General features: G+C 54.4%; 8 protein-coding genes. 7 read left to right on the top strand and 1 reads right to left on the bottom strand.

What is annotated here, in order from left to right:
* Positions 1-9: 9 nt before the first annotated feature.
* Entirely contained in the window at positions 10-4,467 is a 4,458-nt protein-coding gene (gltB, locus tag G5306_RS13670) for a glutamate synthase large subunit (protein WP_421312990.1), read from the bottom strand.
* Positions 4,468-5,078: 611 nt separating this feature from the next.
* Here gltB and G5306_RS13665 point away from each other — a divergent pair.
* The 7 genes from G5306_RS13665 to G5306_RS13635 all read left to right on the top strand — a co-directional run.
* A complete protein-coding gene (locus G5306_RS13665; RefSeq protein ID WP_421252349.1) occupies positions 5,079-6,008 on the top strand; it encodes a TIGR01212 family radical SAM protein in 930 nt (309 codons plus the stop codon).
* A gap of 351 nt (positions 6,009-6,359) precedes the next feature.
* Positions 6,360-8,504: a type I secretion system permease/ATPase gene (locus G5306_RS13660; RefSeq protein WP_266135586.1), complete on the top strand. Its 2,145-nt coding sequence runs from the start codon at positions 6,360-6,362 to the stop codon at positions 8,502-8,504.
* Entirely contained in the window at positions 8,497-9,930 is a 1,434-nt protein-coding gene (locus G5306_RS13655) for an HlyD family type I secretion periplasmic adaptor subunit (protein WP_266135587.1), read from the top strand. Before G5306_RS13660 ends, G5306_RS13655 begins: the two co-directional genes overlap by 8 nt.
* Positions 9,931-9,967: 37 nt before the next feature.
* Positions 9,968-11,293, top strand: coding sequence for a TolC family outer membrane protein (locus G5306_RS13650; RefSeq protein ID WP_216953335.1), 1,326 nt, complete (start codon positions 9,968-9,970; stop codon positions 11,291-11,293).
* 138 nt (positions 11,294-11,431) lie between these two features.
* Positions 11,432-12,184, top strand: a complete 753-nt coding sequence (locus G5306_RS13645) for a transglutaminase-like cysteine peptidase (RefSeq protein ID WP_227343029.1) — start codon at positions 11,432-11,434, stop codon at positions 12,182-12,184.
* A 3-nt stretch (positions 12,185-12,187) separates the two neighbouring features.
* Positions 12,188-14,113, top strand: a complete 1,926-nt coding sequence (locus tag G5306_RS13640) for an EAL domain-containing protein (protein ID WP_216953336.1) — start codon at positions 12,188-12,190, stop codon at positions 14,111-14,113.
* A 269-nt stretch (positions 14,114-14,382) separates the two neighbouring features.
* A partial coding sequence (locus G5306_RS13635) for a retention module-containing protein (protein ID WP_421255798.1) occupies positions 14,383-15,313 on the top strand: 931 nt, incomplete at its 3' end.

Here is a 15,313-nt window from a genome sequence, read left to right as displayed (position 1 = left end):
GTTCCCTCCTTATTGCGCCTGGATTCTGAGTTCTGCACTGGAACGGCTGGTGTGACCCAGCAGCGATTTCACGTCGCTGGACTTGGGTTTGATCAGCCTGAACTTGGGCACATAGGAGTCGAAGTTGGCCAGGATCTCCTCGGCGCGCGAGCTGCCGGTCTCATTGAGGTGCGCCGTGATGATGCCGCGCAGGTGCTCCTGATGGATGGCGAGATCCGCCACGTCCAGCAGTTCCACTAGCTCGGGGTTGGTGCGCTTGGCGAAGTTGCCGCACTCGTCGAGCACGTAGGCAAAGCCGCCGGTCATGCCCGCCGCGAAGTTGACGCCGGTCTGACCGAGCACGGTGACGATGCCGCCGGTCATATATTCACAGCCGTTGTCGCCAATTCCCTCGACTACCGCCAGGGCGCCGGAATTGCGCACCGCGAAACGCTCGCCGGCAGTGCCTGCGGCGTAGAGTTTGCCGCCGGTGGCGCCGTAGAGGCAGGTGTTGCCGATGATGGCCGCTTCATGGGATTTGAACGCCACGCCGACATGGGGCTTGATCACCAGCTTGCCGCCGGTCATCCCCTTGCCCACATAGTCGTTGGCGTCACCGGTGAGGATCATCTCAAGGCCACCCGCGTTCCAGACGCCGAAGCTCTGGCCTGCGGTGCCGTTGAAGTGCACCTTGACCGGATCCGCCGCCATCCCCTGATTGCCGTGACGTTTGACGATCTCGCCCGAGAGGCGCGCACCCACCGAGCGGTCGGTGTTGCGAATGTCGTAGCGGAACTCGCCGCCGCTTGAGGTTTCCACCGCTTCCAGCAGATCTTCCACCATTTTCAGGTTGAGCGGCCCCTTGTCGAAAGTGGGGTTGTGCTGCTGGCTGAACAGGCTGGAGCCTGCTGGTGCTACCGGACGGGCCAGAATGCCAGAGAGATCCAGCTTGGCCTGACGAGCGGTGAGGCCGGGCAGGGCTTCCAGCAGATCGGTGCGGCCAATCAGGTCGGTCAGCTGGGTGACGCCGAGCTGGGCCATCAGCTCGCGGGTCTCTTCGGCGATGAACTTGAAGTAGTTTATCACCATCTCCGGCAGGCCGGTAAAGTGCTCGCGACGCAGCTTCTCATCCTGAGTGGCAACGCCGGTGGCGCAGTTGTTCAGGTGGCAAATACGCAGGTATTTGCAACCGAGCGCCACCATGGGGCCGGTGCCAAAGCCGAAGCTTTCGGCGCCGAGGATGGCCGCCTTGATGATGTCGAGACCAGTCTTGAGACCACCATCCACCTGCAGCCGCACCTTGTGGCGCAGACCGTTGGCGACCAGCGCCTGTTGGGTCTCGGCCAGGCCCAACTCCCACGGGGAGCCGGCATATTTGACCGAGGTGAGGGGGCTCGCGCCAGTGCCGCCGTCATAACCGGAGATGGTGATGAAGTCGGCATAGGCCTTTGCCACGCCGCAGGCAATGGTGCCAACGCCGGGCTCGGAGACCAGTTTCACCGACACCAGACAGCTCGGGTTGATCTGCTTGATGTCGAAGATGAGCTGGGCCAGATCCTCGATGGAGTAGATGTCGTGGTGCGGCGGCGGCGAGATCAGGGTCACGCCGGGCACGGAATAGCGCAGCTGGGCGATCTGGGCAGTCACCTTGTCACCGGGCAGCTGGCCCCCTTCGCCGGGCTTGGCCCCCTGAGCCACCTTGATCTGCACTACATCGGCGTTCATCAGGTAGTGGGGGGTGACGCCAAAGCGGCCGGAAGCCACCTGCTTGATGCGGGAGTTCTTCTCGGTACCGAAGCGCTTGGGATCTTCGCCACCTTCGCCGGAGTTGCTCTGACCGCCGAGGCGGTTCATGGCAACAGCCAGTGCCTCGTGGGCCTCAGGGCCGAGGGCACCGATGGACATGGCGGCGGAGTCGAAGCGGGGGAACAGCTTGTCGGCCGGCTCAACCTGATCCAGCGCGACCGGATTGTCGACCTTCTTCAGGGCAAGCAGATCGCGCAGGGTGGCAACCGGGCGCTCGTTCACCAGACGGGCATACTCCTTGTAATCGGCATAGTTGCCGGAGCGCACCGCGGTTTGCAGGGTCTGCACCACATCCGGGTTGTAGGTGTGGTACTCGCCGCCGTGGACAAACTTGAGCAGGCCGCCGTGGGGGAGGGGCTTGCGCACCAGCCAGGCCTGACGGGCCAGATTGTGCTGATCCTGCTGGATGTCAGCAAAATCGGCACCCTGAATACGGCTCGATACGCCGCGGAAGCAGGTATCGACCACCGACTTGGCCAGACCCACTGCCTCAAACAGCTGGGAGCAGCGGTAGCTGGCGACCGTGCTGATGCCCATCTTGGACATCACCTTGTAGAGCCCCTTGTTGATGCCGTTGCGGTAGTTGACCATCGCCTGGCGCAGGGACATGGTGAGCACGCCCTCTTCAACCTGTTTGGCCAGGGTTTCGTAGGCGAGATAGGGGTAGATGGCGGTCGCGCCAAAGCCCAGCAGCACCGAGAAGTGGTGCGGGTCGCGGCAACTTGCGGTCTCCACCAGAATGTTGGCGTCGCAGCGCAGGTTATTGTCCACCAGGGTGCGCTGCACTGCACCCACCGCCATGGCGGCCGGGATCGGCAGGGTGTCGGCGCTGATGTCGCGATCCGACAGCACCAGCAGCACGGTGCCACTCTTTGCGGCGGTTTTTGCCTCCTCGCAGATACGCAAGATGGCCGCTTCCAGCCCCTCTTCGGGCTTGAAGTTGAGGCTGATCACCTGATGACGGTAGTACTCACCTTCCAGTGCCAGTAGCTGGTGGAAGTCGGAGTAGAGCAGGATCGGCGACTGGAACAGCACCCGGTGGGCGTGGCCGAAGGTCTCGTTGAAGACGTTCTGCTCGCGACCGATACAGGTGGCCAGCGACATCACGTGGTTTTCCCGCAGCGGATCGATGGGCGGGTTGGTCACCTGGGCAAACATCTGGCGGAAGTAGTCATAAAGGGTGCGCGGGCCGGAGGAGAGCACCGCCATCGGGGTATCATCCCCCATGGAGCCCACCGCCTCCTGACCATTTTCACCGAGCACCCGGATGATCTGATCCAGCTCCTCGAAGGAGTAGCCAAACAGCTTCTGATAGGTTTTCAGCTGGTCGTCGGAGAACTCGCGGCTACCGGTCTGGCTGTCGTCCATCTGCTCGAAGGGGACCAGTCGGCGGCAATGTTTATCCATCCACTGCTTGTAGGTGTGGCGGTTCTTGAGGTCGTCATCGATCTCGAAGCTGGTCCACACCTTGCCGTTGCTGGTATCCACCACGAACAGCTCGCCCGGGCCGACCCGGCCCTTCTCCAGCACTTCGTCCGGGGTGTAGTCCCAGGTACCGACTTCTGAGGCGAGGGTGATGAACTTGTCCTTGGTGATGACGTAGCGGGCCGGACGCAGACCGTTGCGATCAAGTGCGCAGGTGGCGTAGCGGCCGTCGGTCATGACGATACCGGCGGGGCCGTCCCACGGCTCCATGTGCATGGAGTTGAAGTCGTAGAAGGCGCGCAGGTCGTCATCCATGTTCGGATGTTTTTGCCATGCAGGCGGGATCAACAGGCGCATGGCGCGGAACAGGTCCATACCACCGGCGAGGAAGAGATCCAGCATGTTGTCGAGACTGGAGGAATCCGACCCCGTGGTGTTGACGAAGGGGGCCGCTTCCTGCAGATCGGGAATGAGCGGCGTCGCAAATTTGTAACTGCGTGCCTTGGCCCACTGGCGGTTGCCGGCGATGGTGTTGATCTCGCCGTTGTGGGCCAGATAGCGGAACGGCTGGGCCAGCGGCCAGCGCGGGCTGGTGTTGGTGGAGAAACGCTGGTGGAAGACGCATATGGCCGCCTGCATACGGATGTCTGCGAGATCCAGATAGAAGCGCGGCAAGTCCACCGGCATGCACAGCCCTTTATAGACGGTGACCAGGTTGGAGAGGCTGACCACATAGAAGTAGTCGTCGTTGACGCGCTTTTCGATGCGGCGACGCACGATATAGAGGCGGCGCTCCAGATCCTTGTCGACCCAGCCGGGCGGGGCGTTGACAAAGACCTGTTCAATGCTGGGCAGGGAGGCTTTGGCAATGGAACCGAGCACGTTGGTATCGACCGGCACCTTGCGCCAGCCGACCAGACTCAGGGTCTCTTTTTCCAGCTCTTCGTCGATGATGTCTCGGGTCTGCTGGGCCAATACGGGGTCGGGGTTGAGAAACAGCATGCCGACCGCATAGTTGCGGCCAAGGTGCCATCCCTTCTCCTCGGCGACAGCTCTGAAGAAGCTGTCCGGTTTTTGCAGCAGCAGACCGCAACCATCGCCGGTCTTGCCATCGGCGGAGATCCCGCCGCGGTGCTGCATGCGAGCCAATGCTGACATCGCGAGACGGACAAGCTTGTGGCTGGCTTCCCCTTCCATGTGGGCCAACAGGCCGAAGCCACAGTTATCCCTCTCCAGCTTTGGATCATATAGTGACATTGCATTTCTCCCTTGCTCGGCCTTGTATCGCACAGTCATCACCTGACTGCATAAATTGCGATTGGCTCTTGTGGTTCCGTCTGCCTGACGTGGCGAATCTCCAAACTAATGGGATTTTCTGGCGAGGTCAATCGCAGGTCAGGTTTGTCTTCATGGTTACATTCGCATAACAAAATGTCGGGTTAGGGGGATTCGCTCGCAGTTATGAAGTGTTTATTCTGTGTAATTTGATTTTGTTGGTTAAATATATCGCCATTGACGGGCTCAATGGTGTGCTCGGCGACGATGGGCGAATGTAGTAATTTTACCAACCCGATGTGGCCGACAGCGGAAGGGATCACATTTTCAATATCCCATGCTTGCAATTGTGTGCTGTCGGGTCTCTTTGAATTTTTCATTGTTCAACAGTAGGTTATCAGGTCTCATTTTCATATGGATGTTTACTGTTTGAATCGTCAAAGAACTGTAAAAATCCTTTTTTTGCGCTTTTTCTCTATATTTATTCAAAATTGGTCGGGTATTTATATGTTTTACCCTCTCCGCTAGCTTGATCCAGCTCAGCCCCTGTTTTGCGCAAGCTCGTACAATGGCGCTCCTTTAGCGGAGGTGTCATGCAGTTACACGAACTCGTCAATACATTCGGTCAGGATCTCAAGCAACGTCACGGTCAGAAGATCCACAAACTCTCCATCCACGGGGCCTTCACTTGCCCGAACCGGGACGGCACCCTGGGCCGCGGTGGCTGCACCTTCTGCAATGTATCCTCTTTTGCTGACGAATCGGCTCAGCAACTCTCAGTGGTGCAACAACTGCTGGCTCGCCGAGACGAAGTCACCCGTGCCAAGCGCTATCTTGCCTATTTTCAGGCCTATACCAGCACCTATGCCGAGGTCGAATATCTGCAGCGGATGTATGAAGAGGCGCTGTCGGTGAGCGATATGGTGGGGCTCTGCGTGGGCACTCGCCCCGATTGCGTGCCGGATGCGGTGCTGGATCTGCTGGCGGGCTATCAGGCTCGGGGTTACGAGGTATGGCTGGAGCTCGGGCTGCAAAGTGCCAATGACAAGACCCTGCAACGGATCAACCGCGGCCACGGTTATGCCGCCTATGAGGATGCGGTAAGACGTGCCCATCAGCGCGGCATCAAGGTATGTGCTCATCTGATCGTCGGCCTGCCGGGCGAAGTGCCGATGGACAGCCTCGATACCCTGCATCGTATCGTTGGGACCGGTGTTGAGGGGATCAAGCTGCATCCGCTTCATGTGGTAGAGGGCAGTACTCTTGGCAAAGCGTGGCAAGCGGGGCGCCTTGAGGTATTGACGCTGGAGCAGTATGTGGAAGCCGCTGTCGCCATGATCCAGCACACACCACCCGAGGTGGTGTATCACCGGATTTCGGCATCGGCGCGCCGCCCAACCCTGCTTGCTCCCGCCTGGTGCGAGAATCGCTGGACGGCGATGGCGGACATTGCACGAGCACTCTCCTTGAGTGGCCCTCAGGGTCATGCACTGGGAAGACCCTTCATACTTCCTGACCTATAATTGAGTTCGTAATTATTATTTTCACGTAAAACATAGGGTTATATAAAAAGTTCATACCATAAACTATAGTTTTGGTACCTGCAGGTTGATATAGTGATGCGCCACAATAAATGCCATTATCAATTAACACCTCCATTTACCTGAGGGAGGCGTCGGCATGATGCTCACAGGCTGGTTTTACCAATCATCATGCAAGGAAAATTGGTGGTGAGTGTCACGATGTATCCGGATAGGTTTATTCCCTGATCAGGCTCATCTGTGGGAGGGGGCTCGTTTTTAGAGTCGCTATAGCAGGAAAATATGAGTGATACCCCTCTCGTATCGACCTTATTAATGCAGTGACGGGATGCTATGCAAGCAGAAACAAGTCGTATCGATGAGTTATTGGAGTGTCTGGTCTTCTTGACCCGCTTTTATGGTGTGCCCAACAGCCAGGATGCCCTGACGACCGGGTTGCCACTGGTCTCCGGACGACTGACTACAGCACTCTTTTGTCGTGCTGCCGAGCGGGGCGGGCTATCTGCCCGTGAAGTGATCCAGCCGCTTGATCAGATCTCTCCCTTGCTGCTGCCCTGCGTATTGCAGATGCGTAACGGTGGCGCCTGTATTTTGCTGGAGTGGAACGAAGATCGCAGCCAGGGGAAAGTGATTTTCCCGCAGGCAGGTGATGCCGCCCAATGGCTGACTGCTGCCCAGCTGGGTGATGAGTATTTGGGGCGTCTCTTTTACGTTAAGAAGCAGTTCAAATTTGACGAGCGCTCTCCCAAGGTGCTGGAGACCCGTGATGGCCACTGGTTCTGGAGCACTTTGTTTGAATCTCGCGGAATCTATCGCGATGTGCTGATCGCCTCCATTCTGATCAACCTGTTTGCCATCGCCAGCCCCCTCTTTACCATGAACGTCTATGACAAGATTGTGCCCAATCTGGCATTTGATTCGCTCTGGGTGCTGGCGGTCGGGGCCATGGTGGTCTTTACCTTCGATTTTGTGATGCGGCAGTTGCGCAGTTACTTTATCGATATCGCTGGCAAAAAGTCTGATGTGCTGCTGTCCGCCAAGATTTTCGCCAAGGTGATGGGCATGCGGATGGAGTCTCGTCCCGCTTCCACCGGCGCTTTCGCCAAACATCTGCAGGAATTTGAATCGGTGCGGGAGTTTTTCACTTCCGCGACGGTTTCTACTCTTATCGATCTGCCTTTTGCCGTCTTCTTCCTTTTTATTATCTGGATGTTTGCCGGTGTGATGGTGGTGGTCCCCATCGTCGCCATGCTGATCCTGATCGCCTACAGCTTCTATATTCAAGAGCCGCTCAAAAAGTCCATCGAAGAGGGTTCCCGGCTGGCCTCTCAGAAAAATGCCAACCTGATCGAAAGTATTTCCGGGCTGGAAACGGTCAAAATTTTTGGCGCCGAGAGTCTGTTCCAGCACCGTTGGGAGCAGGCTGTTTCCCATATTTCCACCTGGGGTGTACAAACACGGCGAATTACCAACTCCATGTCGTCACTGGCCAGTTATATCCAGCAGGTGGTGACGGTCGGTCTGGTGATTGTCGGTGTTTACCAGATCTCCGAAGGCTTAGTCACCATGGGGGGGATGATTGCTGCCGTGATGCTCTCCAGCCGTGCCATTGCGCCCATGGTGCAACTCTCAGTGTTGTCGACCCGTTATAACCAGGCCAAGTCTGCACTGGATATTCTGGAAAAAATCATGCAAACCCCGGGTGAGCAGGAGGAAGGCAAGCAATATATCCATCATCCGGTGATTGCCGGTCGAATTGAATTCGAAAATGTTTCGTTCAAATATCCAGGAATGGAAACCAGCACCCTGCACCATATCAATTTGCGTATTCAGCCGGGTGAAAAGGTGGCAATTATCGGCCGGATTGGGGCGGGTAAAACGACCCTCGAGAAGTTGTTGATGGGGCTGTATCGGCCGACTGACGGTTCGGTCCGGATCGATGGTTTCGAAATAGACCAGTTGCCTCCCTCGGTGATTCGTCGCAATATCGGTTGTGTTCCCCAAGATGTCATTCTCTTTTTTGGTTCGGTGCGAGACAACATCATGCTGGGTAATCCGCTGGTGGATGACGTGAGAGTCTTGCGTGCTGCCAAGCGGGCGGGCGTCACCAATTTTACCAACCGTGATCCCAACGGATTGGATCGGCAGATAGGTGAGGGTGGCCGTCAGCTTTCCGGTGGCCAGCGTCAGTCGATCCTGCTGGCACGCGCCCTGCTCAATGATCCCCCCATTCTGGTGATGGATGAGCCTACCTCCAACATGGACAACCAGTCCGAGATGCAGGTCAAACAGGAGCTCGCCAGACTGGGCCCGGAAACCACCTTGATCCTCATCACCCACAAGACCTCAATGCTGGATGTGGCCTCGCGAGTTATCGTCATCGAGCAGGGACAGATTGTGGCAGATGGTCCCAAAGAGGTGGTGTTGCAGCAGTTGAAGGAAGGCAAGGTGCGCGTGCAGGAGGTGTCCCATGGTTAAGGGGCTCATGAACTGGTTAAAACGCAGCAAAAATGCGCCTTCCGGTGATGTATTGCCGGCACCCGAGCATCTGGAGTTTGTCGATGACGGCGCGGCAGCTGTGTTGCTTACTACCCCAACCGGTGCCCGCATCCTGTTATGGTGCTGTTTCCTCTTTTTCATGAGTGCCATCGTCTGGGCTGCCTGGGCCGAGCTGGATGAAGTCACCGTGGGTCAGGGCAAGGTGATCCCATCCCGCCAACTACAGGTGATCCAGAATCTGGAAGGGGGGATAGTCAAAGAGATCTTCGTCAAAGAGGGGGATATCGTCGAGAAGGGACAGCCGCTGCTGCGCATCGATGACACCCGTTTCCGCTCCGATTTTCGAGAGCGTGAGCAGGAGCTGGTCACTCTGAAAGGAGATATTGCACGGTTACGGGCCGAAATGGCCAGTGTTGAGGTTAAAAATGATCCCGCACTGGGGTGGCGTGAACAGGTAGTGGTGGGAGAAGCGCCAATTCAGTTCCCGGATGGCTATGAAACCGTCTTTCCCGAATATGCCAACCGTGAACGCTCGGTACAACGGGATCGCCTTAATAACCTGAAGAACCAGCTCTATATTCTTGGTCAACAGATCGAGCAGAAAGAGCAGGAACTGATTGAACTGAATGCCAAAATTCGCACAGTAAATCGCAGTGTGGATCTGGCCAGACAAGAGCTCAATATTAGCCGTCCACTGGCAAAAGAGGGTATAGTGCCTCAAGTGGAGCTAATTAAGCTGGAGCGGCAGGTCAACGAGATGCAGGGGGAGCTGGAGAGCAACCGTCTGCTGATACCAAAACTCAATTCGGTGTTGCGTGAGACTATTTCCAAGCGCAATGACATAGCGCTGAAATTCCGTGCTGACTCCCAGACGGAACTGAATGAGAAGCAGGGGCGACTTGGCCAGTTGTCAGAAGGGCAGGTTGGCTTGCGAGATAGGGTTGATCGGACCAGCGTGATTGCTCCGCTCAAGGGTACCATCAAGAAACTCAAGATCAACACCCTGGGCGGCGTGGTGCAGCCCGGCATGGATTTGATGGAGATAGTGCCGCTGGAGGACACCTTGTTGGTTGAAGCCAAGGTGTCGCCGAAAGATATCGCCTTCCTGCGACCGGGGCTGGATGCCATCGTCAAGATCACTGCCTACGACTTTACAATCTATGGAGGATTGCATGGCAAGGTTGAACAGATAAGTGCGGACTCGATCCAGGATGAGGAGGGGAACTCCTTTTATCTGGTTCGGGTGCGTACCGAGAAGAGTTACTTGGGCGATGAGCTTAACGCACTTCCCATCATCCCCGGTATGTTAGCCAGTGCTGATATCATTACTGGTAAAAAAAGTGTCCTAGACTATTTACTTAAGCCGATTTTACGGGCTAAGCAGTCGGCACTGAGAGAACGATAAGCCAACAATCTAAAAACAAAACATGACTGGAGATAACATGAAAAAAACGATTGTTGCCATGCTGGTCAGTGGCATCACCCTGATCCCTAGTTTGGGTCAGGCCCAGACTCTGGAAGAGTCGGTGGCACAGACACTCGCTACGCATCCCAAGATCAAGGAAGCGTTTGATCTCTACCAGGCACGCCTCTATCAGCATGATGGCGCCAAGGGTGGCTATTATCCTACGATCGATCTGCGTGGCGGCGTAGGCTATGAAAAGACTGACAGCCCTTCTACCCGGGCTGCTGGTTCAAACAGCAATATTGATGACTCCATGACTCGCAAAGAGGCTGGACTCAGTTTGCGGCAGATGTTGTTTGATGGTTTTGATGTCAGCAACAACGTCTCCCGAACTGAAGCTGAAGCCAACGCCCAGCGTCTGGCGATGATCTCCGAAGCAGAGAATACCGCGCTGCGAGTGGCTGAGGTCTACCTCAATATGCTGCGCCAGCAGGAGATCCTGGAACTCTCCAAACAGAACCTGGAAACCCACGAACAGATCCGTAGCGACATTCAGAAACGGACTGATTCAGGGCTTGGTTCTACTGCTGATCAGACCCAGATTGATGGTCGTGTTGCCAGGGCCTACGCCAACCAAGCCGCCGCTGAAAACAACTACCGTGATGCGGAAAGCGAGTTTATTCGGGTGGTTAACGAGGTACCAAAAGATCTCGTTCAACCGGTACCTAATGCCGAGTTGGTCCCGGCTAGTCTCGATACTGCCCTGAAAACGGCGACAGAAGTTCACCCGACCCTGCTCTCATCCCTGCAAGATATTGAAGCGGCCAAGTATCAGCATGAAGGTGCCAAATCCGGTTTCTACCCTAACGTCACTTTTGAAGTGGACCAAAACTGGAATGAGGATATTGATGCCGTTAAAGGTCGCAATGACGATCTGACAGCTATGGTGCGGATGCGTTACAACCTGTTCCGAGGTGGTTCTGACGTAGCCGAGAGCAATGCAACTTCGGCACTGTACTCTCAGGCGAAAGACATTCATCTGAATGCATTTCGTCAGGTAGAAGAGGGAACCCGTTTGGCATGGAATGCGAAAGAGTCGCTGGCCAAACAGAAAACCTTCCTTAAAGAGCATGTGGATGCAAGCTACGATACCGTTCAGGCATACAAGAAGCAGTTTGGCTTGGGTCAGCGAACCTTGCTGGACGTATTGAACACCGAAAACGAATTGTTCGAAGCGCGTCGCAGTTATATCACTGCTGAGTATGATGCATTGCTGGCGGACTATCGCATCCTCAATGCGACAGGAAGTCTGCTCAATGCATTTAGCGTCAAGCAACCCGCTGAATGGCAGCCCAGGCAATAACCGTTTGCCAATGATCCCGCCGGGATGATGATGGACGCCAACATGGTGACTGCTGCTGGCAGTCACCATGTTTGGCTAAAGCAGGTGGTTGCACGGTTTTTGAGGAGTGCAGTAGCAATCATGCAGCAGGCATATGACGTGACACTCCTGCGTGGTACCGGAAGCAGATGGTATGATCTCCTCAATAAATGGAGATACCGATCTCTACGTACTCTGCGCCACTCCTTATGGATCCTGCTGTTACCCTTCTCACTTTTGCTCTGTGCCAGCCAGCCTCTGCCACAGGAAGATCTCAACTTGATCAAGCGGGCGGAGCAGACCTATGGTGCCAGAGCCGGCAAGCGTGTAACCAGTTGGCGCATGCTGGTGATGGAAACGAAGGGAAAGGCACTGAGCGAGGCGAAAAAGCTCGAAAGAGTGAACAACTTTTTTAATCAAATGCGCTTTGTTGATGACATCAAGTTGTGGCGCAAGAAAGATTACTGGGCAACCCCGCTCGAGTTTCTGGGGGCTGCCGGAGGAGATTGCGAAGATTTCAGTATTGCCAAATATTCCACACTACTGGAATTGGGGATCCCGGATGAAAAAATGCGGATGGTTTATGTCAAGGCCCTTGATTACAACCAGTTCCACATGGTGGTGGCATATTATGAGACCCCCTCTTCTGTTCCGGTTATTTTGGATAATTTGATAGGCTCTATTCGACCTGCTACCCAACGGCGAGATTTGGTACCTATCTATAGTTTTAACGGTAGTCACTTGTGGTTGATGAAGGCGCGAGGCCAAGGGGAGCTGGCTGGCCAATCATCTCGCTTGGGATTATGGAATGATTTACGCAATCGCATGACATCGGGGCGATTGGCTAGGCCTGTGGTGAATTTGGATGATTAACCTATGACGCTTTATAGACAGTTATTGGCCACCATGTTGCTGTTGTTTGGACTGTTGTTTGCAGCTACGTATTGGGTGCAATTCAATTCGACACGAACTTATCTGGCACAACAGCAGGAGACAACGGTAATCAACACCGCTACGTCACTGGGACTGGCATTAACTCCTTATCTTGAAAATGGCGACAAGGTGGGAGCTGAGTCGGTGATTAAGGCCATATTTGATGGTGGTTATTACCGTATGGTTCGTCTTGACCTGCTTGCGTCGAAAGATGTGATTGAAGAAGAAAACAGCAGCCGTATTCAAGGTGTACCTGACTGGTTTATTGAACTTGGCTTGTTTCCGGAAGTATCCAATGAGTCAATTCTGACGTCTGGCTGGCTGCAACTTGGCAAGCTCAAGGTGGTGGGCCACCCAGGACAAGCCTATCACGAACTGTGGGCAGGGATGAGCGAACTGGCGACCTGGTTTGTGATTGGATTTTTGGTAACCACGATCTTGCTTATGCGTGCACTTAATTTCCTGTTAAAACCGCTCAAGCAGATTTGTGAGCAGGCCGTCGAGATTGAATTGCATCATTTTGGGCATACCATTCCAGAGCCCAAGACCTATGAATTGAAGCAGGTTGTACAAGCGATCAACATCTTATCCGGAAAGTTGGCGGTGCAATTCAAAGAGCAGGCCGACGAGGCGGAGAAACTGCGTGAACGAGTTTATGTGGATGCCGTTTCTGGCTTGGGTAATCGAGCCTATTTTGTTGGTCAGGTTAATGCCTGGATTGCAGAATCTGGCCAAGGGGGCATCATGTTGGTTGCGGTAGATATGCTCGATGATATCTACCGTGATGAAGGTTTTGCTGCCCGTGATAATATGGTCAAATCTATAGCACAAATCTTACGCGAACAGCTTAAGGGATGGGATGGTGCAGCTGTGGCGCGGATATCAGCGACCGAATATGCTCTGCTCTGCCCGACAGATGATTTGGGTCAGCTTAAGGAGTTGGCAGAAATTATCAATTCTCGTATTGCTGATCTGGTCGTGAACCCAATGGCGGAGGGTAATCCTCTCTCCGTCATTGGTATTGCAGGCCGTGATGGTAATGATGATCTCTCCGTCCTGTTGACTAAAGCGGATAATGCACTCGGCAAGGCGCGTAATGAACGCCGTGGTGCTGTTGTCATGGAAGGGGGAGCCGAGCAGGGGTTGATGGGGCGCTTGGCATGGCGTGATTTGGTTCAGGATGCTATTTCGCATCACCTCTGGCGATTCAAGGCTCAGCCAGCTTGCCGATTTGATAACGGGGCCAGGTTGCATGCCGAGTTGTTTGCATCTATCTCTCGCGATGGCACGGACTATTTTGCCGGTCAGTTTTTGCCTGCCATCGAACAGTTCAAATTGGGGGGCGATTTTGATCAGGCAATACTTGATGCATGTGTTCCCTTACTGCACAAACAAGCGGATCTAGTGCTGGCAATTAATATAACGGCAGGTTCGCTTTGTTCGGATGAGTTTTTGACCTGGCTGACGCACTATCTGGTCGAACATGGCGAATTGAAAGAACGGCTGTTATTCGAGATACCCGAGGCAGCCATTATGAAGCACAAAGATCATGTGGCCGCTTTGGTAGGCGCATTGCAGGTCCATGGTTTCCAGTGGGGGGTTGACCACTACGGCCGTCACTTCCAGTCACTGGGCTATCTGGAGGAGTTAGCGCCTGCCTATGTCAAGGTGGATCACGGTTATACCAGTCAGGTCATGGAGCCGGGTGCTGACACCTCATTCTTGGCTGCAGTGTGCCGAGCTGCACACAATGCCGGTGTGACCACCATTGCAACCCGCGTCGAAGATCAACATCAAGTGGAACTGCTTTCCAAGTTGCATATCGATGGTTATCAGGGATTTGTGCATCCTGCTTTCCCCTTGTCTTGATTGATATGTGCAGTGTAGAAATGGCCCCGAATGGGGTCATTTTTTATATCAATACAATATATTTTTTGATTTTTTTATTATCAAATTAATATGGGTGTTATTTGGTTCCATTTATATCGTTATGATTTTAATGAAGAAAAAATAACCTTTCGATTTTATTCTCTATATCGGTTTGAGGGCAGTCAAACCTATAGATTATTGCAACGGAAAAGCACGTTATCTCCCTCTACGGTGTAGACATCAAGATCTGTCACGTTGGAGCAATGGATATGCGTACCCAAATCATCGACAAGTCCGTGGTTGTCTCAGCTATCGAAGGGAATGTGGAGATTGTGCTGGCTGATGGCAGCAGTCGCCCCCTGCAAAAGGGGGAAATACTCCAGCCCGGTGCCAAATTGACCATAGCGGATGATGCCAAGCTTGTTCTTTCCCCCTATGACGATACACCAGCGCAGAATGTACCCACCGGTTCCGAATTAGCAGAACCGGGACAACCGCAAGGTGGTGCCAGCACGGAGGGCACTCCTTCTGACATTGCTGCATTGCAAGAGTCAATTTTGCAAGGCGTTGACCCGACGCAAAACTTTGAGGCTTCAGCAGCAGGTGGTGCACCTGCTGCCGGTGGTGGCGGTGGTATTGGCGGGGTAGCAGGAGCAAGCGGCAATGGTGGCTTTGTCACCATTGATAGAACCGGTGATGCGACCATTGCCGAGGCCGGTTTTGATACCAATTATCAGGCTGAACCCATTATCAACACTGAGCAAGCGGCTGAACCACTGTTAGAACCGGAGCCACTAACTAATCTCTTGTTGGATGAGAGTGAAGTATTTTCGATGGATGAAGATAACCCTGTCAGTGGTGATCTTTTGGCCAATAGCTCCAACCCGGATGGTCCCTTGGCTCAATCCATCATCAGCTATAGCTGGGGTAGTAATATTGATGTTCCCGCAGGTGTTACATCGACCCTTACTGGCATTGGTACGCTGATCATCAACAGTGATGGCTCTTTCACCTTTACCCCCGCTCCTGACTATTCTGGTGCAGTTCCTACAGTAAGTTATCTGGTCACCGATAGTTCTGATGTTGTTACTTCGACCTTGACGCTGATAGTGACGCCACAAGGTGACATCGACTTCAACGTCGAGGCGCTGAATGCGGGTGCGACCGAAACGGATGGCACGGTACAGGTGCTGCTGACCA

It is taken from the genome of Aeromonas sp. 603404 (assembly GCF_049171775.1).
GTDB classification, from domain to species: Bacteria; Pseudomonadota; Gammaproteobacteria; order Enterobacterales; family Aeromonadaceae; genus Aeromonas; species Aeromonas veronii_A.
The sequence above is the reverse complement of the archived record's forward strand: the minus strand, read 5'-3'. Positions and strand labels throughout refer to the sequence as shown.